This is a genomic window from Pseudomonas versuta (assembly GCF_001294575.1).
Taxonomy (GTDB): Bacteria; Pseudomonadota; Gammaproteobacteria; order Pseudomonadales; family Pseudomonadaceae; genus Aquipseudomonas; species Aquipseudomonas versuta.
The window spans coordinates 1,179,027-1,202,424 of sequence record NZ_CP012676.1; the positions used below are offsets into that span (position 1 = coordinate 1,179,027).

Here is a 23,398-nt window from a genome sequence, read left to right on the forward strand (position 1 = left end):
ACTTAACGATTCAACTACCAGGCGTCGACAGGTCTGCACCAGGAATGCCGCGGTGGCAGGTAGACATCTGTATTAATCATTGTGGATGCAGTTAGACAGTAGAAGGGTTATATCTTTAATACGTTGTTCCATTTCGCGCAGGCGTTTACGTTCCAGGATAGTGTTCTTTATATGCAGCCGATCATCATCGTTTACAGAGCGGAACAGTGTAATTAGCGAGTCCTCTGCAGGACTTAAGCGCGGAACCACCACCGTGTTCTCTTGCGGGTGATTACGTCGTACTGGTCCTTGCCCGGTGAGTAACCAGTCAATCGATACTCCCAAATGAGACGCTAAGGATATCAACGCATCGGAGCGTGGATCACGTGCGCCATTGACCCAGTTTTGTAGTGAGCTATAGGGGATTTCACAAAGCGTCGCCGCATCCTTTAGCGACAGGTTACTCAACTCGATAGCTAATCTAATTCTATTTTCAATACCCATTTGGGCCTCCTTCCTTGACATAATCTCAATTGGGCATGTAGCTTTGATACCATTAAGGACTACACGGCATTTAGCAAGCATAAGCGCTGTATAAGCACTATCGCTGAGACGGTTGATCAGTGCTTAGATAACAAGGATAGCAGGGACGCTATAAGCAGAGGTTTAATAGTCTATGAGCATTAATCTGAAGAGTTGCACTGGGCGAAATAAAGTAGCCTTTGCTTTGTGCGGGTTTGAATCGGTCGGAATTACAATAAGAATATTCTTAAAAAATACTGAGAGTAAGGCAATGATATCTGCAGGCGTTGAATGGATGGGTGCAGATGGGTAACTGTTATTTTCGGGTTTCTTGCGCTGTGTCATAAGCCAGTGATGATGCCTGGCATTAAATAGCTATTTAGCGGTATTGACGAGTCTCTCCTGTAGATTGAAAGGCAGTTCTGGAAGTTAAATTCAGGGCCCTCTTCGTCAATCGGAAGGTCGTGCGCGACACGTGGGTTATTATAAAGTTTACTGTTTGACTACAGTTTCACCCTCAATCAATAATTATTTTTCAATATGGATTTTTGAATATGAGCGCCTATAAATTGGTTTGCCCCCATTGCTCTAACAAGATGCGCATCCGGACCAGTGAAGGTCGACATATTTTTTTACGAATCGCTTATCTACAGTGTGTGTTTGAGGGGTGCGGGTGGTCGGTCAGGGCCGAGTTTGAAATGACCCACGAAATGAGCCCCAGCGGCATGGCCAATCCTTCTGTCCAGCTTCCCATCGCTGACTGTGCACTGCGTCGCACGGCAATGAAAACCGAAGCCCCAACTCAAAGAGCAAGTAAAAAAAACGAACTGGATGCATCTAATAAATCTTAGCCTGTCAGCAAATGGGAAGCTGCGGCATCAGACGCAGTTTTCCGTGCTCAGTTAAATCACTACAGTTCATGGCGCTTCTTTGGGAGGGGGTCTGAACGTGCAAGGCTTAATCCTCGAATCACAGGCCGGGCTGGATACGGCACACCTGCCCGACTACTTCTTCTTAGTTCCGATAAGTAGTTTAGGTGCGCAGACATCAAGTTTCACAGTTGGATACCCTGGGCTTTTGATGTGCCTGCTTTCGCGGGGGGCGGAACAGTATCCGCTGTGACTCACTAGCACTTTACTTAACTCGATTTTGCTAAACATAAATAAAGGATGAATCATGCCGGCGGTTAATGACGCCCCTGCACAGGCTTCCAACTGGAAACAGCTTTCCTGCTGTCGAGTATTTGTCGGGAACGAAACCAGTTATCAAAATAATCGTTATCCTCTGCTCAATAACCGGCGCCAGCAACGGCTTGTTACTGTGCAGCCTGGCTGCGAAGGATGCCAACGGCACTCATGTTCAACTCTCGCAAAGTGATCTGAAAAAGTTTCGTCTGATTGACTACAACACGTCAAAACTTATCGGCTTTAATAATAGTTTTACCGGGGAGTGGACCCGCTCACGTCTCCATCAAGGCTATACGTGGGATCGAGGATTTCTTGATTCAATCAGAGTACTGCACCTGACACAAACTGCATTGTTTGAAGCGGTTGAACAGCGCGTTCATGTCGCCGGGGGCTGGAAGTTAAATTACCTGAGCAGATAAAACACCAAATTGAAAATGCGGGTTTTGTATAATTTCCCGAACTTTCCAAACGATAACCAGGATGACCGCAAGTCCGATGGTTCCGGCTATCTTAGAGATACGCTGGTTTCAGAAATGACCCGCAATGGCATAAAATATCGTGCCTATGAACAGCACCTTAACATTCGGATGTCCACTGGGCGCAAGGTCCTGATCAAAAGTATCATTCACCCCATCGGGCCTGATACCGTTAAAGGCGCGGACGTGATATGGGCATGTCGAGGTAATGTCTCGGCCACCCGAACCGCCCACACTTATATGTGTTATCCCGCACAAACACATATTCGAATGGGTCAGCCGCCTAACTTTTATGGGTGGCTGGGTTATTATTATTACGCAACGGATCTATTGACGATGGCCTTTGAAGCCTATGCGCCACGCATCGTCCACGCGCGGGAAGGTGAAGTGGTGATCGGGCATTTTCTGATGAGTTAGAACTCGTATTTTTACGATACCCGCACAGGCGCTCGTGAAACGCCGAATAAAACCAGCATGCTCATTACAGTAATTGACATTTATGGTACGCAGCATAACTTGCGGCTTAGCTTTAATCCCGATTACAACTATTTGTACCTGAATAAGGCTTGAGGGGCGCTTTCCGGTAAAGACGAAGAGTCGACGATCATTAGCCGTCATGAGCGAGTGGTCGTCATTGCGTCCTGCGTCTTTATGCCGGCGGCTCGCCACTGAGGCATGTTCGTCAGGGTTAGCGCCGGATGCGGATTTTTTGCCAGCTGACATCGCTGTGAAAGGTTCCCGTGTCGCCTCTAATCACATACAGGGTTGCCCTGTAAACCGAAGCCAGCGGCGAGCATTGTAAGCCGCGAATCTTGCTGTAGGCCCATGACCAGCCATGCTTTGTGCTGTTGTTCATCCTTCCCCCTGCTTACTCATCACTATTTCCCGGACGTTGCAAAACGATCGACATGAACTGTATTGGACTCACTCGTTTGCATTAGTTCAATTACCCACCCCCGACGGCAAGATTGCCCGGTGCACCGTCTCTGCAGAGTAGCGGGGGGTACAGGCCACCGCACGCAGCAGGGCGGTAGAGGACTTGTCGGCGTAGTGATCCACTCGTCGATCCGGCTGCACGATCAGATACAGCAGAACTCCAATTTTTGAGTAATACCGTTCTAGCCAAAGATGTGGAGGTGAACATGCGTACTGACGTACCAGAAGAACCGCGATCAACAGTTCCCGGTAGCGCGAAGAAAAATCTGGAACCCGACTCCGGTTCGCCGGATCCTTCGGGACCGGCGCTCGATCCGGCAGGCCCGGAAAAAGTGCCCAATAAACCAAAGCCGAACCCGGCAGCTGAAGAGAATCCATACAGCCCGGATTTCAAATCAGAACCTGAACCCAAACCTCATCATGACGCTGACATTGACACCCCGGGCGGGTAGCGGCACTGATAGCTCCAAGTTTACAGCGGCTGCGGGGCCCGGTTTATTTCAAGCCCCGCACGTTGTGGATCCCACCCCGCACTCAAGCAAATGACGGGCGACTGAGTTTGTTCTCCAGCCCGCAATCAGTTTAGTCGTGCAGCCAACCACAGGCCGAGACCGGCCGTACTTGCGGAACAACCCATAAAAAACTGATGCCTGTGTCTGACGGTCCCGGCTTGCCGGCGGCTGCCGGCATTATTTCTCGTGCCCCAGAAAAAGAGTCCGCAAGGCCCGTTTTATAAGGGTGCAATGACAACTTTAGTTGAATGTAAACGACCCTTGGCGCCAAAGAAAATAAGCTCGAGGTGTCAAAGTTTTGTCGTTTTTGGCGTGGAATAATATTAAATAATCGCTGGCACTAGATTTATACAAATTTTTGACGCTATCATTTTAAGCGGCATTTTTTTGACCTGCGGGATCAAGTCAGAAGCCACTCATCACGGTTGCGAGAAATCAGTCATGGATCAGACAAACGACATAGCGAAGCTCTTCAGCCGCTTCGGTGCCAGTACCGACAGCTATCTCGAGTTTGAAACCGAGTTCAATTACAAAGACCCGCCCTTAACTCTGGACAAGCCTGAAGCACCGCTTGCCCCAGTTCTTGTGGCCGGGCCCATACCCGCAAGCGAACCCCGAGCGCCAGAGCAACCGTCAGCTACTGCGTTGAGCAGCTTGCTCGCCGAAGTAGCCTTGGCCCGTCAGGCCAGGGTTGCGGGGGTAGAGCAGGAGCCAGCGAGTGAAGAGGGGACGCTTGCCCCGGCGCCCGTATGCCGGGCCCGGATTGTGGCGCTGGTGTCCTCCAGGGGCGGCGTTGGCAGGACCACACTCTGTGCAGCCCTGGCCAGCCGCCTGAACCAGGCTGGCGGTCGCACCCTTGCTATCGATCTGGATCCGCAAAATGCCTTGCACCATCACCTCAAGATCGAGGCCGGTGTCACGCAAATCGGCAGTGCAGGGTTACAGGAAAAAGTCTGGAACGACGGCTGGCAGCAGGGGCTGGCCGAGGTCCGGTTGTTGCCTTACGGCGTCCCCGGCGAGGATGAACGCTGCACACTGGAGCGCAACCTGCGTGACGACCGTCATTGGCTGGCCCGGCAATTGGCACGCATGGCGCTGGATGAGCAGGATGTGGTGATTCTCGACACACCCGGCGGGCGCTCGGTTTATCTGGAGCAGGCTCTGGATGTCGCCGATCAGGTGCTTGTGGTCACTACCGCCGACGCTGCCAGCTTTATAACCCTTGATCAAATGGACCGGGTGCTCGATGCCGCCAATGCTCGCCCGGCGTATTCACGCACCAACTATGTGGTCAATCAGTTCGACGCCAACCGTGAGTTTTCACGGGACATGCTCGAAGTGCTAAAGCGCCGTTTGGGCACACAACTGTTGTCGGTCATTGCCCGGGACGAACGCTTCGGTGAGGCCCAGGCATATGGTCATGACCCGCTGGCCGGGGTGTCTGCAGCGCGCGAGGCCATAGTGTTGCTCAGTGAGCAACTCAAGGCCCGGTTCCAGGTTCCCCGTGCCACCGGGGGCCATGCAGCATGATCGAATCCAGCCCCGAGTCGTCTGTTACAGCCACCCGGCTGCAACGTTGGGCGCAGTCTTTATACGATTGGCTTGAGCAGTTACCGGCTGCATTGCGGCGCACCCTGATCATAGGAACCACAGCGTTTTGCAGTGTGCTGGCCTTGCTCATCGTCATGACCCCGTTCGAGCTGTACGCACAGTGCATCTTCGCGGCAGGCTGTTTTGCTGCGGCGCTGGTGCTGCGCAAAATACCGGGGCGCCTGAGCATATTGATCCTGATCGGCCTGTCGCTGACCGCCTCGCTGCGATACATGTACTGGCGTCTCACCTCGACCCTGGACTTCGATGACTGGGTCGACAAAACCTTCGGTTACGGCCTGATACTGGCCGAAATCTATGCCTTGGTGGTTCTGGTTTTCGGGTATCTGCAGACCGCCTGGCCGCTGCGCCGGCAACCGGTTTTGCTCACCGCCCAGCCGAGTGAGTGGCCGGTGGTTGACGTGTTTATCCCGTCATACAACGAAGCACTGGATATTGTAAAACTCACCATTTTTGCCGCCCAGGCCATGGACTGGCCCAAGGACAAGTTGCGCGTCCACGTACTGGACGATGGCCGTCGCGAGGATTTTCGTGAGTTCTGTGATCAGATCAACGTCAACTACATCACCCGTGACAACAACTTCCACGCCAAGGCCGGCAACCTCAACGAAGCACTGAAAATCACCAGCGGTGAGTTCGTAGCGTTTTTCGACGCTGACCATGTGCCGACGCGCTCCTTTCTGCAGGTGAGCATTGGCTGGTTTTTGAAAGATCCGAAGCTGGCGATGTTGCAAACGCCACACTTCTTTTTCTCCCCGGACCCCTTCGAGAAAAACCTCGATACCTTCCGCTCGGTGCCCAACGAAGGTGAACTGTTCTACGGCCTGGTCCAGGATGGCAACGACCTGTGGAACGCCACGTTTTTCTGTGGTTCCTGCGCCGTCATCCGGCGGGCGCCATTGATGGAAGTCGGCGGGGTCGCGGTCGAAACCGTGACCGAAGACGCCCACACCGCCCTCAAGCTCAACCGTGCCGGTTACAACACGGCTTACCTGGCGATCCCCCAGGCCGCCGGGCTGGCCACTGAAAGCCTGTCGAGCCATATCAGTCAGCGCATTCGCTGGGCGCGGGGCATGGCGCAGATTTTCCGTACCGACAACCCGTTGCTCGGCAAAGGCCTGAACCTGGGCCAGCGCCTGTGCTACCTCAACGCCATGCTGCACTTCTTCTACGGCTTGCCGCGCCTGGTGTTCCTGACTGCACCTCTGGCTTTCCTGTTTTTCGATGCGCAAATCTTCCATGCCTCGGGGGTGATGATTGCCGCCTATGCCGTGCCCCATCTGTTCCATGCCAGCCTGACCAACTCCACCATCCAGGGACGGTTCCGTCACTCGTTCTGGAACGAGGTCTACGAGACGGTACTGGCCTGGTACATCATGCCCCCGGTGCTGATGGCGCTGGTCAAGCCCGGGTTCGGCGGCTTCAACGTGACTGACAAGGGCGGGACCATCGAAGACAAATTCTTCGACTGGAAGCTCGCCAAGCCCTACATCGTGCTGCTGGTGCTGAATCTGTGCGGCCTGATCTATGGACTGCTGCGTCTGGCCTTCGGTGATGAGGGGTTCATCGTCACGCTGCTGATCAACCTGGCCTGGACCCTCTACAACCTGATCATCATCAGTGCCGCCGTGGCGGTGGCCAGCGAAACCCGTCAGGTGCGAGTCGGGCCGCGGGTGGCCGCGCAACTGCCGGCACTGCTGACCCGTGCCGACGGCAGTGTGATCGAGGGCGTCACCCAGGACTTCTCACAAAAAGGCATGGGCCTGCGTCTGCCACCGGGTGTCAGCGTGCCCCATGGCGAGCGGGTACAGATCTCACTGTTTGGCAACCAGCACGTCAGCGTGTTTCCGGCCGTCATCATGTTCAGTCGTGGCGATGTGCTTGGCGCCCGGTTTGAGCCGCTGACTCTGCGTCAGCAAAGCGAACTGGTGCGTCTGACTTTTGCCCGTGCCGACACTTGGGCGGCCACCTGGGGCAGCGGGCAGGTCGACACTCCGCTGGCAGCCTTGCGCGAGGTCAGCAGCATTGGCCTGCGCGGCATCTACGAACTTTTCAAAGCCACGACAATGGAAGTGCGCAGCGTAATGCGCCGTCGCCGGGGCGCCCCACCCACGCTAGAAAATGCATTGGACAAGTCATGAATTCAACGTCATCAGCTTTCGGTAGTCTGCGCGAGCCGCGGCATGTATTGGCACGTTTGACCTGTGCCTTGCTGGCCCTTGGCATCGGCGCGGCGTCGGGTGAAACAGCACCGGCCAGCCCTGCGCCCGGCGCCGACAGCTACACCGTGACCCTCAAGCAATTGGGCCGCAACTACCCGATGAGCCTGCGCGGCGTGGAGTCCACTGACAGCGTCAATTTCGATGTGCGCGCCGATTCGATCGTTACCGGTGCCCGGCTGAATGTGCAGTACACCTATTCGCCGGCGTTGCTGGCAGAGCTGTCGCAAATCAACGTACTGGTCAACGATGAAGTGGCGGCGAGCCTGGCATTGCCCAAGGACAAGGCCGGGCAACTGCAACAGCAGGTGGTCGAGATACCGGCGCATCTGATCACCGAATTCAACCGGTTGGGCCTGCAATTTATCGGGCACTACACCTTGAGTTGCGAAGACCCGATGCACTCCAGCCTCTGGGCCAAAATCAGTAATACCACGCAGTTGGGGATCGACGTGTCGCCAGTGGTCTTGCCCAATGACCTGTCGATCATGCCGTTGCCGTTCTTTGATCGTCGTGATGCCCGTGTATTGAACCTGCCGTTTGTATTCGCCGCGGCGCCCGACAATGCCACCCTGGAAGCTGCAGGTGCGCTGTCATCGTGGTTCGGCGCCCAGGCCAGCTATCGCGGTGCGCGATTCTCGTCGCATTTGAACCAGATCCCGGCCACCGGCAACGCGGTTGTACTGCTGAGCGGCCCTGATGCGTTGCAGGCAGGCGGTCTGAACCTGCCAGCCGCCAAGGGCCCGACCCTGACCGTGATGACCAACCCCAATGATGCCAACGGCAAGTTGCTGGTCATCAGCGGACGCGACAGTGCCGAGCTCAAGCGTGCTGCCAACGCTCTGGTGTTGGGTAGCCAGGCATTGTCGGGCAACAGTGTGGTGATCGATCGTCTTGATCTGGTGAAACCGCGCAAACCCTATGACGCGCCGAACTGGTTGCCCAGCGATCGCCCGGTCAAACTGGGGGAGTTGTTGCCGGCCAAGGATTTCAACGTCTCGGGTTTCAACCCGGGCGAAATCATTGTGCCGTTGAATCTGCCGCCGGACCTGTTCAGCTGGCGCGATAACGGTGCTCCGCTGAACCTCAGGTACCGCTACACACCGCAAGAGAAATCCAACAACTCATCGCTGATAATTTCCTTCAACGATGCCCTGATCCAGTCGCAAAACCTGCCTTCGCGGGACAAGCTCGACAGCGGTCTGCTCAGCGCCCTGCAAACAGGCGACAACCTGAACCGCGAAACCGATGTGCTGCTGCCGCTCAATTCGGCGCCACCACAGTCGCGTCTGCGACTGCGCTACATGTTTGATTACCTCAAGCAGGGCGAGTGCAACGACATCATTATCGACAACATGCGCGGCGCCATCGACCCCGAGTCGACCCTCGACTTGAGCGGCTACGACCACTTCATCGCCATGCCGAACCTGGGCGTGTTCAAAGACACCGGTTTCCCGTTCACCCGCCTTGCCGATCTGTCGCAAACCGCTGTGGTACTGCCGGATAACGCGGGTGCAGCGGAACTGGATGCCTACCTGACCGTGCTCGGCCGCTTCGGTGAGTCCACGGGCTACCCGGCCACCGGCGTCGAAGTGATTCAGGCGGCGCAAGTCGCAAGCGTGGCGGACAAGGACTTGCTGGTGCTGGCATCCGGCGCCAACCAGCCGTTGCTCAAGCAATGGGCCGACCGTTTGCCCGCTGCCGGTGCCGATGGCCAGCAAAGCTTTCAGCTCTCTGATCTGGCGCTGCGCGTGCGTGACTGGTTCAGCCCCGACCCTGAAGCCAATCAGCGCAAGACCAGGCTGGACATGGCGTTCTCGGGTGGGGCGAACAGCACTTACCTGACCGGTTTCCAGTCACCGCTCAAAGACGGCCGCAGCGTGGTGTTGATTGCCAGTGGCCAGCCCCAGGGGCTGGCTGATGCGACCAATGCCCTGATCGGTGGCGATGATTACAGCCAGTCGGTCCAGGGCAGCCTGGTGGTGGTGCGCGGTAAAAACGTCGAAGCACTGGTGTCGGACCAGGATTACTACGTCGGCAGCCTTGGCCCGGTTAAATACCTGCAGTGGCTGATGTCGCGTCATGTGCTGTGGGTGCTGTCGCTCACCGGTCTGGGTGTGGTGCTGCTTGGCGGTCTGGCCTACCTGGCGTTGCGCGCACGTGCCAACCAGCGCCTGGGTCGCTGAACCGTGACCAGTCTTTTTGCAATCAGGCGTTGTGGTCCACCTGCGGCCCGTTGCCGCAGGGCGCTAGGGTGGCTGGCAAATGGTGTGGCGCTGCTGGGCCTGGCACCGGCCATGGCACAGGATATTGAGTGTAAAGGCGCCGCCTGGCCGCTTTGGGGCACTTATGCCTCGCGTTTTGTGCAGGCCGACGGCCGCGTCCTGGAGTCCAGCGTCGAGCCCGATCACAGCACCTCCGAAGGTCAGTCCTACGCCATGCTGTTCGCCGTCATCGGTAACGATCCCGAGCGTTTCGACAAGCTGTGGCAATGGACGTCTTCCAACCTGATGGCGGGCAACCCGGGTGAGCGCTTGCCGGGGTGGTTATGGGGGCGGGGCAAGGACGGTAAATGGCAACTGCAGGATGCCAACTCGGCATCCGACTCGGATCTGTGGATTGCTTACTCGCTACTGGAAGCTGCACGCCTGTGGCAGCGCCCTGACTATCGCGAAGCTGCAGGGCTGATGCTCAAGAACATTGAAAGCACGCTGGTGGTGAACCTTCCGGGCCTCGGCAAAATGCTCGTGCCCGGGCCCGAGGGTTATGTGCTGCCCGATCACCTGTGGCGTCTGAACCCCAGCTATCTGCCGCTGCCATTGCTGCGTCGGCTGGCCATGGAAGAGCCCGCCGGGCCATGGACAGAAATCGCGCTGAACAGCGTCGAAATGGTCAAGGCCTACAGCCCCCAGGGCTATGTTGCCGACTGGGTCGGTTACCGCGCGACGGCCCCCCGGTCCGGTCTGTTTGTCGAGGACCCGGTCAAGGGCGGGCTGGGCAGCTATGACGCCATCCGGGTTTATCTGTGGGCCGGCATGACGCCCGCCACCGATCCGCTGGCCGCGCCGCTACTGGCGCGCCTGGATGGCATGTCGAGGAGTACCGCTTCCATTGGCGTTGCACCGGAAAAGGTTCAGGTCAACAGCGGGGCGTACGAAGGGCAAGGCCCGTTCGGTTTCTCTGCGGCGCTGATTCCGTACTTCCAGGCCAAGGCCCAGCCCTGGCTGGCGGAGTTGCAGCAACGTCGCGTCGAGCAGGCATTGAATACGCTGCTGGACAAAGACGCCGCTGCGCCGGGCGAACCTCAGTACTACAACCTGATGCTTAGTCTGTTCGGACTCGGCTGGGCAGAAAAACGCTATCAGTTTCGTGATGACGGAACACTCAAACTGTCTTGGGAGACGTCATGTACCCGCGCCGCCACTCGCTAGTCATCGGTATGTTTACCGCCATTATCGGCACCGCTTGCCACGCAGCCACTAACGACGTGCAAGCGTTGCTGGTCGAGCAAGGGCAGTACTGGCAGAACCGCGCGGATGCGCAGCGTGCAGCCGAGGCCTGGGAAAAAGTCCTGCGCATGGACCCCAATCAGGTCGATGCCCTCTATGGCATGGGGCTGTCCAGTCTCAAACAGAACAAGCCCGAGCAAGCCAGGCAGTACCTGGCGCGCTTGCTGGCGTTGTCCCCGCGACCATGGCGGGCGGCGCAACTGGAGCAGGACATTGCCCTCGCGCAGGCGTCGAACATCGCGCTGCTGGAAGAGGCCCGGCGTCTGGTCGACAGCGGCCAGCGTGATGAAGCCACCGCGGTGTTTGGCAAACTGTTCGCCGGGCGTACACCTTCAGGCCAGGTGGGGCGCGAGTATTACAACAATCTGGCGTTCAACCCTGCTGCCTGGCCCGAGGCCCGCAAAGGCCTGGAGCGTTTGCAGCGCGAGAACCCGAATGACCCGGTTCTGGCGCTGTTCCTGGCCAAGCAACTGGTGCGTCGCGAAGACACCCGCGCGCTAGGTATCCGTGACCTGGCCAAACTGTCGACCCGCGCCGACATTGGCGGAGACGCTGACGAGAGCTGGCGTCTGGCACTGGTCTGGACGGGGCCGCCCAATGCGGCACAGGTCCCGTTGTTCGAGGAGTTCCTCAAAGCTCATCCCGATGACCAGGAAATCCGCACGTTACTGGATAAAGGCAGGTCGCAATCGGCGACTACCGGGCGCCCGGTGGCCTGGCAGGCAGATCCACTGGTCGCCCGTGGCCTACAGGCTCTGGAAAAAAATGATCCGGCCGGTGCCGAGCAAGCCTTCGCCGCCCGCTTGAAAAACAAGGCTGACGACCCGGACGCCCTCGGTGGTCTGGGGGTGGTGCGCCAGCAACAAAATCGCTTGTCTGAAGCTGAGCAATTACTCAACCGGGCCATCGCCAACGGAGGCGCACGCTGGAAGCCGGCACTGGCTAACGTGCGCTATTGGGCGTTATTGCAACAGGCCCGCGATCAGGCTACGGCGCAACCGGCCAAGGCCCGGGAAAGCATTGCCCAGGCCATGCGCCTGAACCCCAAGGGTATCGAAGCGCACCTGACCCTGGCGGATATTCAGGCTCAGGCCGGTGAACTAGAGGCGGCCCAGGGCAGCTATCGACAGGTGCTGGCTGTGCAGCCCGGCAACGCGCTGGCCGTGCAAGGTCTGGCCACTGTTCTGGCGCAATCGGGTCGCAACGATGAAGCCCTGCGTCTGCTCGACAGCCTCACGCCAGCCCAGCAGGCCGGTATGGGTGGCGCCCGGCTGCGTGCGCTGCGCTCTGCCCAGGCCGCCAAAATGGCCGAGCAACGTGGCGATGTGCGCGCTGCGCAACAAGCCTTGATGCAGGCGGTCAAGGATGACCCGGACAATGTCTGGACCCGCTTTGACCTTGCCCGCTTGTACCTCAAGACGGGTGAGCCTGACCAGGCCCGTGACTTGATCGACCGTTACCTCAAGGACCATCCGCAGGACGTTGACGCGCTCTATACCAGTGCCTTGCTCTCGGTTGAAATGGAGCAGTGGGACGCTGCGCAGGCGGCCACAAGCCGCATTCCTGTCGGGCGCCGTACTGCAGCCATCAATGAGTTGGCCGACCAGATCACCCTCAATGCGCAACTGCGGCTCGCAACGGCCATCGCCAGGCGCGGTCAGCGTCAGGAAGCCCTGGCGCTGCTTGATCGCCTGCAACCGACGGCCAGTCGCAGCCCTGATGGCATGGCAGCCCTGGCTTCGGCATATGTCGACAGCGGTGATCCGCAGCGTGCGCAGGCAATGATGGAGGAGGCGCTTAACCGCACGCCGAACCCGTCCGCCGACCTGATGCTGCAATATGCAAACCTGCTGTTAAAGACCGGCAACGACACTCAGGTCGATTCGATTCTGCGTGACCTGAAAAACCGCCAGATGAGCGTCGCAACGCGTAAACGTTTTGACGATGTGCTGTACCGCTATCGCATCCGCCAGGCCGATCAGTTACGCGAAGGTGGCAACCTGGCAGCCGCTTACGACACTCTGGCCCCGGCTCTGGCATCGCGCCCGGGGGATGTTGAAGCGGTCTCGGCGCTCGCACGCATGTATGTCAGCAATGGCGACAACGCCAAGGCATTTGAACTGTACAAGCCATTGCTCAAGAGCCGGCCTAACGATCCTCTGATCCTGCTCAATGCGGCAGACGCGGCAGTTCTGGCCGGTGATAAAAGCTACGCCGACAAGGCGCTGCAGCAGTTCATGGCGCTGAAGAACTACGATCCGCAGTCGCTGACCGAAGCGGCGCGGATTTACCGCAGCATGGGCCAATCCGCCCAGGCTACGCAGCTGTTGCGCAAAGCCGTGGATATCGAGCAAACCGAGAGCCAGCGCAGCCTGATCGCCCGGGGCGGCAGTACCAGCGTTGCAGCCAACCCTTTTGCCGACCGGGGCCAGCGTAATCAGCTCGGCCGGACCTCGATTGACGAGATCCCGCTGCCGGCCAAAACGCTGCTGCAGCCGGGGCCGGCCCTGGCCGCGGCCAACCCTTTTGCAGCGCCAGGCACGCTCAACGCAGGCGTGGAGCAAACCAGTTCCGCCCGGCATGCGCTGGATGATCTGCTTCAGGAGCGCAGCGGCTACGTGACCCAGGGCGTGACCATTCGCAGTAACGACAGCGAATCGGGCCTGAGCCAAATGACTGACATCGAGACCCCGCTGGAGGTGAACATTCCGGTGGGCGAGAACCGTCTCGCCATGCGGGTGACGCCGGTGTCGATCAACGCCGGGAGTGTCGGCAGCGATGCCGCCGAGCGCTTTGGTGGGGGTGGTCCATCGGCCGACGGCATTGGCTCGCAACGCGACAAGGGTGTTGGTCTGGGCGTGGCCTACGCCCGCCCGGACGAAGGTCTCAAGGCCGATCTGGGCACCACGCCCATTGGCTTCCTGTACAGCACGGTTGCCGGGGGTGTGAGTGTGGATCGACCACTGCCCGGCAACCCCAACATGCGCTACGGGGTCAACCTGTCGCGACGAGCCGTCACGGACAGCGTGACATCGTTTGCCGGTACCACCGACAAGCGCACCGACCAGTCATGGGGCGGTGTGACCGCCAACGGCGGGCGTGGACAATTGAGTTACGACGACCAGGTCGTCGGTGCTTATGGCTACGGCTCGTGGCACAAGCTGCTGGGGCATAACGTGGAGTCCAACAGCCGTGCCGAACTGGGCGGCGGTGTGTACTGGTACTTGCAAAATGCCCTGGACAGCAAGCTGACCCTGGGGGTGAGTGCTACCGGCCTGAGCTTTGATAACAACCAGGACTTCTTCACCTACGGTCATGGCGGCTACTTCAGCCCGCAAAGTTACTTCGCCCTTGGCATACCGGTCTCCTGGTCGCAGCGCACCGAGCGCATTACCTATCAGCTCAAGGGCTCGGTCGGGGTACAGCACTTCCAGCAGGATGCGGCGGACTACTTCCCCAATGACAAAGACTTGCAGGCCACCAGCGCCAAGCGCTACTCGGGCCAGAGCAAGACCGGGGTGGGTTACAGCCTGGCTGCAGCCGGTGAGTACAAATTCGGTTCGGCGTTCTTCCTGGGGGCCAATCTTGGCGTCGATAACGCCCAGGACTACCGGCAAATCACGGGGGCCATGTACCTGCGCTACATGTTCGAAGACATGAACGGCGCGATGGAACTGCCGGTCAGTCCTTATCGCTCCCCGTATTCCAACTGACTTTCTGGAGACTTTAAATGCCTTCTTCCGTACTTGCCGGCATGACGCTTCTGGTTCTTGGCGAGAGTCATATGAGTCTGGCGGACCACTTGATGGAGCCGCTGCACGCCAACCTGACGCAGCAGGGGGCCATCGTCCATTCGATCGGTGCATGTGGCGCCAGCGCCGGGGACTGGTTGATCAGCAAAAAAGTCGACTGCGGCGCGGAGCAAAAGGCTGACGGGAAATTTGTCCTCAAGGGGCGTGACGCGACGACGACACCGATCAAGGACCTGATCGCTGCAGACAAACCGGATCTGGTGGTGCTGGTGATCGCCGACACCATGGGGTCCTACGACAAGCCGGTGTTCCCCAAGGCCTGGGCGTGGCAGAACATCACCGCCCTGGCCAAGGAAATCACCGCCAGCGGCGCTAAGTGCGCATGGGTGGGTCCGGCATGGGGCAAGGAGGGCGGCATGTACAAGAAAAATGAGGCGCGTACCAAATTGTTGTCTGCATTTCTGGCGACCAACGTTGCACCGTGCACCTATATCGATTCGCTGACGTTTTCCAGCCCTGGCCAGTGGGTGACCACTGATGGCCAGCATTTCACCGTGGCCGGGTACAAATCCTGGGCCAATGCCATCGCCGGGGCGCTGGGCAACTTGCCGGCCGATGCGGTGAGCGCCAAGGGGGTGCACCAATGATTAGCCCCGGCAGAGGTCTGTGTGTCCTGGCTGCGCTGTTGTGCAGTGCCGGTGCCCGGGCGGGCGAGTTTGCCCTTTACCCCACAGGGCCCGCGCAAGACGCCGCGTTCATCCGCTTCGTCAACGCCGGCCCGGCGCCACTGGATGTGATCGCCAAAGCCGGCCAGGCGCCGTTGCGCATCGATAAAGAGCAGCCGGTGTCGCCGATGTTTGCGCTGGACTCGGGCAAGCCGGTTACGGGTTCACTGGTCAGCAATGGCCAGACCCTGGCGCTGGAGATGAACGTCGGGCCCGGCGAGTTCGCGACAGTGGTTGTGGTGCCCGACGGCGAGGGTATCCGTCAGGTTGCAGTGCGCGAAACTCCGGACGACTTCAACGGCCTCAAGGCTTCGCTGGCGTTCTTCAATGTCGATCCGTCCTGTAGTGACGCGACATTGCGTCTGCCCGGGCGTCCCGGTGATGTGTTCAAGGATGTGCCGGTCAACAGCATGCAACGGCGCCCGGTCAACCCGGTCAACCTGTCGCTGCAACTGCTGTGTGGGGACGCCGATGTCGGGACTCCGCTGGCGTTGGGCGAGCTGAAGGCGGGGGAGCGCTACAGCGTGCTGCTGGTGCCATCCGTCAGCGGTCCGCGTCTTTTGGGCGCTACGGACGCTGTGTTCCACTGACCGGATTGTGTAGCCGCCATGGTTTTCGCCTCACTTGAGTTTCTGACGCTGTTCCTGCCAGCTTTCCTGCTGATTTATGCCCTGGGCAAGCCGCAGTGGCGCAACGTCATTTTGCTGATCGGCAGCTGGCTGTTCTATGGCTGGCTGAGCCCGTTGTTCCTGAGCCTGCATATCGTGTTGACCATCGTCGCCTGGGGCGGTGGCTTGCTGGTGGATCGCGCGCGGGAAGGCTCGAAGGGCAGGGTGCGGCTGTTGGTTGCCCTGATCGTGTTCAACACGGCTGTGCTGTGCTGGTACAAGTACGCCAATATCGTCGCGGCAACCTGGATGGAGGTGATCACCTGGTACGGCGCTATGCCGATGGATTGGCAACGTGTGGCGCTGCCGGCCGGCTTGTCGTTTATCGTGCTGCAGGCGATTTCGTACCTGGTGGATGTGCATCGTCACACGGTGCCGGTTGAGCGCAGCTTCATAAACTTCGCCACGTATATTTCGATGTTCGGGCACTCGATTGCCGGGCCGATCATTCGTTATGACTGGGTGCGTCGCGAGCTGAGCAAGCGCTACTTCGACTGGCAGAATTTTTCCCTGGGTGCGCGCCGTTTCATGATAGGCATGTGCATGAAAGTGCTGGTGGCCGACACCCTGTCGCCGCTGGTGGAGGTGGCTTTTCATCTGGACAGTCCGTCCTTTGCCGATGCCTGGATCGGTTGCCTGGCTTACTCGCTGCAACTGTTTTTCGATTTTGCCGGTTACAGCGCCATGGCGATCGGTCTGGGGTTAATGCTGGGCTTTCACTTTCCGGAAAACTTCAACCAGCCGTATCTGGCCAGCAGCATTCAGGATTTTTGGCGGCGCTGGCATTTGTCGTTGTCCAGCTGGCTGCGCGACTACCTGTACATCGCTCTGGGCGGTAACCGTCACGGTGCCTGGAAGACCTACCGCAACCTGTTCCTGACCATGGCTATCGCCGGTCTGTGGCATGGCGGTGACAGCTGGAATTATCTGCTGTGGGGGGCGGCCCATGGCATTGCATTGTGCATTGACCGGCTGTGGTCGCGTTCGAGCCTGCCGAGCATCCCCCTGCTGCTGTCCCACAGCCTGACCCTGCTGTTTGTGTTTCTGGCCTGGACCCTGTTCCGGGCGCCGGACTTCCACAGCGCGCTGAACATGTATGCCGGCCAGTTCGGTTTTCACGATTTTGCCCTGGGTGACGGGCTGGCGGTGACCCTGCGTTCGGCCCACGGCCTGGCCGCTTTGCTGGGGGTCGGATGCATTCTTGCGCCGCTGCTCAAAAGTCGTTATGAGCAGCGGTTCGCTGGGCGTATCTGGTTTGCTCCGTTAGCGGCCCTATGGCCAGTGGCGGGTTTCCTGCTCTCGTTCGCATTAATCGCGAGCCGGGAAGCGGTGCCTTTCCTGTACTTCCAGTTCTGAGGGGCCCCATGTCCGATTCTTCTCCCAAAGCGTCAGTGCCCAGTGAGCTCACTCTGCGCAGCAGCAAGCTGGCCGGTTTTGTATTCGTGGCATTCCTGGGAACAACCTTTGCTTCGGCGCTGTGGCTGTTGATCAGCGGCAAGGTGCAGATGCTGGCGCCCGATCTGAGCCGTGATGCGGTGCTCAATGGCGAGGTGACCCACAAGATCGCCAAGCAGCTGTCTGCGGCGTCCGTGCCGCAAGGGGTGGCCGACCTTGAGCGCGGCGTCAGCTGGCTGGCATTTAACGACACTGGCACGCGGGTGCGTGCGGGCTGTACCGGCTGGCTGTTTTTGACCGATGAGCTGCGCATCAACCGCAATGCCCGGGCCAATGCCGGGACCAAGGCTGGCGTGGTGCGCGACATCCGCCAGCGTCTGGCTCAACGCGGTATCGAGCTGTTGGTGGTAGTGGTGCCGGACAAGAGCCGAATCGCCAGTGCGCAGCTGTGTGATTTACGGCGCCCGGCACAGTTGCTAGACCGTGCCGTGAACTGGGTCGAGGGCTTGAATGCGGCTGGCGTCAGTGCGGTGGATCTGGCGTCGGCATTGCAACCTTCAGGGGCTGAAGCTTTTTTGCGCACCGACACCCACTGGAGCGAAACCGGCGCAGCGGCTGCCGCTCAGGCAATAGCCCGGCAGGTGCAGGCAATGGGGATCAACGCGACGCCGCACAAGGTGTTTGAGGTGACGGTGCAAAAACCGGCATTGCGCGCGGGGGATCTGGTGCGCCTGGCCGGACTCGACTGGTTGCCACTGGCCTGGCAGCCGGCTGCCCAAACCGTGGCCGCGACCCGGTTCAGCGAGAAAGCCGCTGAAGTGCAGGGTGGCGCTGACCTGGATGATCTGTTTGGCGATGACAATCTGCCGGACGTGGCGCTGATCGGCACATCGTTTTCGCGCAACTCCGGTTTTCTCGGGTTTCTGCAGCAAGCGCTTGGCGCCACGATTGGCGACTTCTCCAGGGATGGCGGTGAATTTTCCGGGGGGGCCAATGCCTACTTCAACAACCCGGCATTCAAACAGACACCGCCCAAATTGCTGATCTGGGAGATCCCCGAGCGCGATTTGCAGACGCCCTACAGCGAGGTGATTGAATACCGGCCCACAGCGCCGGACGTGTCTCGCGCTGCCCGATAACAAACCTGCAGGCATGGCAAAAGGTCAAAAACCAAGTATCAAAAGGGGGGGAGGTATTTATACGTGTGGCGCCTGGCGGCTGAATGACACGTGGATGAATCATGTAAATGGCAGGGGCGGCTGGATTTGAACCAACGCATGGCAGGATCAAAACCTGCTGCCTTACCGCTTGGCGACGCCCCTGTATCTGTAGCTCTTGCTGCACATCGTTCTCTGGTGATACTGCTCATTGCGAGTGGTATCGAGAGGATGGCTACCGTTGTTGCAAGCCTTGTTTTTGGCCCGCTTCAACAATGCGCAGAAATTTACCAACATTTATTCCATATGGGAAGCATTAACTGAAAAAAATCTCGTAAAAACAGCTGCTTACTATCAAAAAGAGGCCAATGCACGGTCCTGAACCCGCTATTGCACCCACAGCGTCAGCGCGACGGCCAGATGATTAACAGTCGCGGACAGTTTTGCGTTACCGGCAAATCCATCCGCGATTCACAGCCCGGCAGGGGAGTGCAAAGAACAGGGACACCGGTTGATCAAGCCTTCAGTGGCACCTTTACCGTGCTTTTCAGGCGCACCACTACGGCGGCCACCAACAGCAGCAAAGCGGATGCCGCCAGAACCGCAACAAACCCCTGATCAAACGCAGCCCGGGCCAGTGCAGTCAGCGTGGCAGCTGATTCTGTGCTCATGCCCTCGGCCGCAATCAGGGCTTCGTCCAGACTGTCGCTGACCATGGCCGGCACTTGCATCCCGGCCGGAATGATCATGCTGGCCGCGTAGACCGCCGACAGGATGCTGCCCATCAAGGTCACCCCGATCGCGCCGCCCAGCTCGAATGACACTTCCTCTATAGAGGCCGCCATGCCCGCCTGATCCTGGGAGGCACCGTTCATGATGGTGCTTGAGGCCGCAGTCATGGTTGCCCCCAGGCCCAGGCCCAGCACGATCAGGCTGGCGATTTGTGCCCCGATGCCGGCGTTGTACAGCAGCAGGTACGCGCCCATGCCGATGCTCGATACCAGCAGCGCCCAGAACAGCATCCGCTGGCTACCGACGCGCTGCAGCCAGTGCCCGGTCAAAGGTCCCGAGACAAATGAGGCCAGAGGCAAAGGCAAAATAAACAGCCCGGCCTGCAAGGGCGACAGGCCCATGACCAGCTGTAAGCGCTGGGTGAACACCAGCTCCATCCCGATCAACGCCGTGGTGGCGACCATCGCCGATGCTACGGCTGCGGTGAACCCGTGATTTTTGAAGATCTTGAAGTCGATCATCGGCTGAGCTTTAGTGCGCTGACGGCGAACGAACCAGACCATGAACGCCAGGCCAATGGCGAACACCACCGCCGCAGTCGCAAAGGAGGGAACGCGTTTGCCCAGCTCTTTAATGGCATAGGCGATACCGATCAGGCCGATCATGACCTGGACCGAACCCCACAAATCCCAGCGTTTGTGGCTGTTGCCCGGATGTGCCGGAATCAACATCACCCCTAGCACCAGTGCCACCAGCACGATGGGCACATTGATCAGAAACACCGAGCCCCACCAGAAGTATTCCAGCAATGCGCCGCCCAACACCGGACCAAATGCGGCACCGCCTGAAGCCACGGCGGCCCAGATACCGATCGCCATCGAACGCTCGCGCTCATCGGTGAATGTCATGCGGATGATCGAAAGGGTCGCGGGCATCATGACCGCGGCACCTACCGCCAATAATGAGCGGGCGGCGATCAACCATGCAGGCGTGGGCGAGAATGCCGCGCACAGCGACGCCACCCCGAAGATCCCCAGGCCTGCGATAAACAGCCGTTTATGGCCAAGCCGGTCACTCAGGGTGCCCATCCCCAGCAGCAAGCCGGACACTACCAGCGCGTAGGAATTGACAATCCAGAGCTTTTCCGAGGCCGATGCCTGCAACTCCCGGGTCAACGTCGGCAGCGCGGTATAGAGCACGGTCATATCGATAACGATCAGAAACAAGGCGCTAGAAATGATCGCCAGAATCAGCCAGCGTTGCGAATGCGTCATGGTTTCTCCGTTTTAAACCCGTCTGGATATTGGTCATGATGGGCGTAGCGAGCTTGATGCACATCTATTACAATACGATCGTATTCTAATTCGGGAATTTTCAAATGGCCAGACCTTCCGTTATTGACCCAAACCAGGTGCTTGATGCTGCTGAGTTGCTGGTGCGCGAGGGTGGCATCGCCAGTTTGACCATCGGTGAAGTGGCCAAGGCTGCCGGCGTCAGCAAAGGCGGGGTGCAATCGTGCTTTGGCACCAAGGACAACCTCATACAGGCGATGTATGAGCGCTGGAGCCTGGAGTTTGATGATCAGGTGCACAGCCTGGCGGGTGATGAGCCCGGGGGGCTACACATCATTGCCGCCCATACCGAAGCAACCCGCGCCACCGATGGCATGCAGGCAGACCGTGCTGCCGGCCTGATGACGGCGTTGCTCAACGTAGACACGCTGCGCCAGCCGACCCGTGACTGGTACCGTGCCCGCATGGACCTGGTGGATCCGTCCACCGAGCAGGGGCGTCGGGCCCGCCTCGCATTCCTGGCCACCGAAGGCGCTTTCCTGCTGCGCAGCTTCGGCTTTCTGGCGATGGAAGAAGAAGAGTGGCAAAGCATTTTTGCTGACATTCAGACATTGCTGGTGGTGGACGGCACGCAGGACGCACAACAGACTGATCCTTGACCCGGGCCGTGCCCCGATAGAGCCTGCGCCAGCTCCCTACAGCGCTTGATACAGGACACAAGTTGCAGGGGGGTTCTTTGCTATACCTATTGATCAGTTCGATAACGGGTCAATCGGGGCGACAGCAAATGAGGCGCAAACCTTCGACAAGTCAGACGCTCAAGTCTGCAACAGTGGCTTTACCGCTGTTGGCTTTCATGCAAGTGGCCCATGCCGAAGGCTCGGCAGCCACACCCGCCGAGCCTCAGTGGCTGCTGCTGGCCAGTCCGTTTGTATGGGCGCCGTCAATGAACGGGCAGGCGGCACTTGGCGGGGTCAACAGCAAGGTCGATGTACCGTTTTCAGAGGTCATGCACAACCTCAGCTCAGTGTTCATGGGCAATCTGGAACTGACCAACCGCACCCTGGGTTTCTATCTGGATGGGGTCTATGCCAAAACCGATCAGTCCGAGCGCGTATACGGGCGCAAGGTCGGGCTGGCGATCACCCAGACCACGCTTGCCGCAGGCGTGTATTACCGGGTGTTTGAACACGCCCTGGGTGGCTCGACGGTTTTTGCCGAGCCTCGCACCTGGCGTATCGAGCCCACATTCGGCCTGCGCTGGACCCGGCTCTCGACCAAGCTGGACGTCAACTCCCTGGGTTTGAGTCTCAGTAAAAAAACCGAGTGGACGGATCCATTTGTGGGCTTGCGCACTCAGGTCGACCTGACTGATCGCTGGACCCTTACCGGTGAAGCCGATACCGGTGGCCTGGATACGGCTTCGAAGAAAACCTGGAACGCCCAGGGTTATCTGGGCTACAGAATGTACGTTGCTGATCACCCCGCCATCATTCGCGTCGGTTACCGGGTGCTATCCCAGGATTACCGGACCACCGACTTTACCGGCAACAAGTTCAAATACGATGTGACCCAGCGCGGACCGGTGCTGGGCCTGTCCATGCGGTTTTAATCCGCCTTCAAGGAGGCCAAGCAATGCAGCTACTCAAACAAACCCGACACCTTGCACTGGCACTGGCGGGCTTTAGTCTGGCGCTACCGGTGGCCGATGCCTGCACCCGCCTGGTTTACCTGGGAGATAACCAGAATGTGATTACTGCCCGCTCCATGGACTGGAAAACCGATGTGGCGACCAATCTGTGGATCTTCCCCCAGGGCATGCAGCGGAGTGGAGAGGCGGGCCCCGGCTCACTCAAGTGGACGTCTAAATACGGCAGTGTGATTGCCACCGGCTATGACATTTCCACCACCGACGGGGTGAATGAAGCCGGGCTCTCGGCCAACCTGCTCTGGCTTGTGGAGTCGGAGTATCCGCCGGTGCATAAGGGCAAGCCCGGGCTAAGCATCGCGGGCTGGGCGCAGTACGTTCTGGATAATTTCAGCAGTGTTGCCGAAGCGGTCGCGGTGCTTGAAACCGAGCCCTTCACCGTGGTCACTGCGCAGGTGCCGGGTGAAAGTCGTCTGGCGACCCTGCATCTTTCGATGTCTGACGCCTCGGGTGACAGTGCAATCATTGAATACATCGATGGCAAACAAGTGATCCATCACGACCGACGCTATCAAGTGATGACCAACTCGCCGGCGTTCGATGCACAGCTGGCAATGAATGCTTACTGGGAGTCCATTGGCGGGACGGTGATGCTCCCCGGCACCAATCGTTCGGCGGACCGTTTTGCGCGGGCATCCTTTTACGTCAATGCCGTGCCCAAATCCGAAGATCCGCGCTCGTCACTGGCCAGCGTATTCAGTGTGATCAGGAACGTTTCGGTGCCTTACGGCATTACCACGCCCGGCGAGCCGAACATCTCGTCGACCCGCTGGCGCTCGGTGATCGACCACAAGCGCGGGTTGTACTTCTTTGAATCGGCGGTCACCCCCAACACGTTCTGGGTGGACCTGAACCGGATTGATTTCTCGAAAGCCACGGGAGCGGTTAAAAAACTCGACCTGGGGCCGGACCAGAGCACGATTTACTCGGGTGAAGTTTCAAACCGGTTTCAGGTGACCCCGGCCTTCAAGTTCGAAGGTGCCTGACGATCATGGACACGCCGGGCTCCTGTGGGAGC

General features: G+C 58.8%; 18 protein-coding genes and 1 tRNA gene. 16 read left to right on the plus strand and 3 right to left on the minus strand.

Annotation, left to right across the window (positions count from 1 at the left end):
- Positions 1–72: 72 nt before the first annotated feature.
- The gene (locus AOC04_RS05450) at positions 73–483 is read right to left on the minus strand and encodes a helix-turn-helix domain-containing protein (protein WP_060691505.1); all 411 of its coding nucleotides are present in this window, start codon (positions 481–483) and stop codon (positions 73–75) included.
- 572 nt (positions 484–1,055) lie between these two features.
- Here AOC04_RS05450 and AOC04_RS23330 point away from each other — a divergent pair.
- From AOC04_RS23330 to AOC04_RS05505, 13 genes are all read left to right on the plus strand, one after another.
- Positions 1,056–1,352 carry an Ogr/Delta-like zinc finger protein gene (locus tag AOC04_RS23330; RefSeq protein ID WP_073510607.1) on the plus strand — a complete coding sequence of 99 codons (297 nt, stop codon included), beginning with the start codon at positions 1,056–1,058 and terminating at the stop codon, positions 1,350–1,352.
- Between the two features lie 338 nt (positions 1,353–1,690).
- Positions 1,691–2,107, plus strand: coding sequence for a hypothetical protein (locus tag AOC04_RS24100; protein ID WP_060691506.1), 417 nt, complete (start codon positions 1,691–1,693; stop codon positions 2,105–2,107).
- A 24-nt stretch (positions 2,108–2,131) separates the two neighbouring features.
- On the plus strand, positions 2,132–2,581 hold the full coding sequence (locus AOC04_RS24105) for a hypothetical protein (RefSeq protein ID WP_237178892.1): 450 nt from the start codon (positions 2,132–2,134) through the stop codon (positions 2,579–2,581).
- 725 nt (positions 2,582–3,306) lie between these two features.
- Positions 3,307–3,552, plus strand: coding sequence for a hypothetical protein (locus AOC04_RS23340; RefSeq protein WP_073514974.1), 246 nt, complete (start codon positions 3,307–3,309; stop codon positions 3,550–3,552).
- A gap of 501 nt (positions 3,553–4,053) precedes the next feature.
- Positions 4,054–5,142, plus strand: a complete 1,089-nt coding sequence (gene bcsQ, locus AOC04_RS05465) for a cellulose biosynthesis protein BcsQ (protein WP_060691508.1) — start codon at positions 4,054–4,056, stop codon at positions 5,140–5,142.
- Positions 5,139–7,364: a UDP-forming cellulose synthase catalytic subunit gene (gene bcsA, locus AOC04_RS05470; protein WP_082363652.1), complete on the plus strand. Its 2,226-nt coding sequence runs from the start codon at positions 5,139–5,141 to the stop codon at positions 7,362–7,364. The genes bcsQ and bcsA overlap by 4 nt, the downstream gene beginning before the upstream one ends.
- Positions 7,361–9,628: a cellulose biosynthesis cyclic di-GMP-binding regulatory protein BcsB gene (gene bcsB / locus AOC04_RS05475; RefSeq protein WP_073514975.1), complete on the plus strand. Its 2,268-nt coding sequence runs from the start codon at positions 7,361–7,363 to the stop codon at positions 9,626–9,628. Before bcsA ends, bcsB begins: the two co-directional genes overlap by 4 nt.
- Positions 9,629–9,649: 21 nt before the next feature.
- Positions 9,650–10,873, plus strand: a complete 1,224-nt coding sequence (gene bcsZ / locus AOC04_RS05480) for a cellulose synthase complex periplasmic endoglucanase BcsZ (RefSeq protein WP_060696876.1) — start codon at positions 9,650–9,652, stop codon at positions 10,871–10,873.
- Positions 10,849–14,664, plus strand: coding sequence for a cellulose biosynthesis protein BcsC (locus tag AOC04_RS05485; RefSeq protein ID WP_060691509.1), 3,816 nt, complete (start codon positions 10,849–10,851; stop codon positions 14,662–14,664). Before bcsZ ends, AOC04_RS05485 begins: the two co-directional genes overlap by 25 nt.
- A gap of 17 nt (positions 14,665–14,681) precedes the next feature.
- Positions 14,682–15,350 carry an SGNH/GDSL hydrolase family protein gene (locus AOC04_RS05490; protein WP_060691510.1) on the plus strand — a complete coding sequence of 223 codons (669 nt, stop codon included), beginning with the start codon at positions 14,682–14,684 and terminating at the stop codon, positions 15,348–15,350.
- A complete protein-coding gene (locus AOC04_RS05495; protein ID WP_060691511.1) occupies positions 15,347–16,018 on the plus strand; it encodes an alginate O-acetyltransferase AlgF in 672 nt (223 codons plus the stop codon). Before AOC04_RS05490 ends, AOC04_RS05495 begins: the two co-directional genes overlap by 4 nt.
- 18 nt (positions 16,019–16,036) lie before the next feature.
- The gene (locus AOC04_RS05500; protein ID WP_060691512.1) at positions 16,037–17,452 is read left to right on the plus strand and encodes an MBOAT family O-acyltransferase; all 1,416 of its coding nucleotides are present in this window, start codon (positions 16,037–16,039) and stop codon (positions 17,450–17,452) included.
- Between the two features lie 8 nt (positions 17,453–17,460).
- Positions 17,461–18,630, plus strand: coding sequence for an alginate O-acetyltransferase AlgX-related protein (locus AOC04_RS05505; RefSeq protein WP_060691513.1), 1,170 nt, complete (start codon positions 17,461–17,463; stop codon positions 18,628–18,630).
- A gap of 108 nt (positions 18,631–18,738) precedes the next feature.
- On the opposite strand, the gene AOC04_RS05510 is transcribed toward AOC04_RS05505, so the two are convergent.
- Together AOC04_RS05510 and AOC04_RS05515 are read right to left on the minus strand one after the other, a co-directional pair.
- A tRNA-Gln gene (locus AOC04_RS05510) sits at positions 18,739–18,813 on the minus strand.
- 350 nt (positions 18,814–19,163) lie between these two features.
- Positions 19,164–20,654 (minus strand): MFS transporter, encoded by a 1,491-nt coding sequence (locus AOC04_RS05515; RefSeq protein ID WP_060691514.1) that lies wholly within the window; start codon positions 20,652–20,654, stop codon positions 19,164–19,166.
- Positions 20,655–20,758: 104 nt separating this feature from the next.
- Here AOC04_RS05515 and AOC04_RS05520 point away from each other — a divergent pair, with 104 nt between their 5' ends.
- From AOC04_RS05520 to AOC04_RS05530, 3 genes are all read left to right on the plus strand, one after another.
- Positions 20,759–21,331 carry a TetR/AcrR family transcriptional regulator gene (locus AOC04_RS05520; RefSeq protein ID WP_060691515.1) on the plus strand — a complete coding sequence of 191 codons (573 nt, stop codon included), beginning with the start codon at positions 20,759–20,761 and terminating at the stop codon, positions 21,329–21,331.
- A 128-nt stretch (positions 21,332–21,459) separates the two neighbouring features.
- Complete coding sequence (locus tag AOC04_RS05525) at positions 21,460–22,284, plus strand: porin family protein (RefSeq protein ID WP_125878542.1); 825 nt, start codon at positions 21,460–21,462, stop codon at positions 22,282–22,284.
- Between the two features lie 23 nt (positions 22,285–22,307).
- On the plus strand, positions 22,308–23,366 hold the full coding sequence (locus AOC04_RS05530; RefSeq protein ID WP_060691516.1) for a linear amide C-N hydrolase: 1,059 nt from the start codon (positions 22,308–22,310) through the stop codon (positions 23,364–23,366).
- Positions 23,367–23,398 lie beyond the last annotated feature (32 nt).

What these genes read in the sequence shown, in the direction of transcription:
- AOC04_RS05450 (WP_060691505.1), bottom strand. Translation starts at nt 483, where the DNA reads ATGGGTATTGAAAATAGAATTAGATTAGCTATCGAGTTGAGTAACCTG.
- AOC04_RS23330 (WP_073510607.1), top strand. Translation starts at nt 1,056, where the DNA reads ATGAGCGCCTATAAATTGGTTTGCCCCCATTGCTCTAACAAGATGCGC.
- AOC04_RS24100 (WP_060691506.1), top strand. Translation starts at nt 1,691, where the DNA reads ATGACGCCCCTGCACAGGCTTCCAACTGGAAACAGCTTTCCTGCTGTC.
- AOC04_RS23340 (WP_073514974.1), top strand. Translation starts at nt 3,307, where the DNA reads ATGCGTACTGACGTACCAGAAGAACCGCGATCAACAGTTCCCGGTAGC.
- bcsQ (WP_060691508.1), top strand. Translation starts at nt 4,054, where the DNA reads ATGGATCAGACAAACGACATAGCGAAGCTCTTCAGCCGCTTCGGTGCC.
- bcsA (WP_082363652.1), top strand. Translation starts at nt 5,139, where the DNA reads ATGATCGAATCCAGCCCCGAGTCGTCTGTTACAGCCACCCGGCTGCAA.
- bcsB (WP_073514975.1), top strand. Translation starts at nt 7,361, where the DNA reads ATGAATTCAACGTCATCAGCTTTCGGTAGTCTGCGCGAGCCGCGGCAT.
- AOC04_RS05485 (WP_060691509.1), top strand. Translation starts at nt 10,849, where the DNA reads ATGTACCCGCGCCGCCACTCGCTAGTCATCGGTATGTTTACCGCCATT.
- AOC04_RS05490 (WP_060691510.1), top strand. Translation starts at nt 14,682, where the DNA reads ATGCCTTCTTCCGTACTTGCCGGCATGACGCTTCTGGTTCTTGGCGAG.
- AOC04_RS05495 (WP_060691511.1), top strand. Translation starts at nt 15,347, where the DNA reads ATGATTAGCCCCGGCAGAGGTCTGTGTGTCCTGGCTGCGCTGTTGTGC.
- AOC04_RS05500 (WP_060691512.1), top strand. Translation starts at nt 16,037, where the DNA reads ATGGTTTTCGCCTCACTTGAGTTTCTGACGCTGTTCCTGCCAGCTTTC.
- AOC04_RS05505 (WP_060691513.1), top strand. Translation starts at nt 17,461, where the DNA reads ATGTCCGATTCTTCTCCCAAAGCGTCAGTGCCCAGTGAGCTCACTCTG.
- AOC04_RS05515 (WP_060691514.1), bottom strand. Translation starts at nt 20,654, where the DNA reads ATGACGCATTCGCAACGCTGGCTGATTCTGGCGATCATTTCTAGCGCC.
- AOC04_RS05520 (WP_060691515.1), top strand. Translation starts at nt 20,759, where the DNA reads ATGGCCAGACCTTCCGTTATTGACCCAAACCAGGTGCTTGATGCTGCT.
- AOC04_RS05525 (WP_125878542.1), top strand. Translation starts at nt 21,460, where the DNA reads ATGAGGCGCAAACCTTCGACAAGTCAGACGCTCAAGTCTGCAACAGTG.
- AOC04_RS05530 (WP_060691516.1), top strand. Translation starts at nt 22,308, where the DNA reads ATGCAGCTACTCAAACAAACCCGACACCTTGCACTGGCACTGGCGGGC.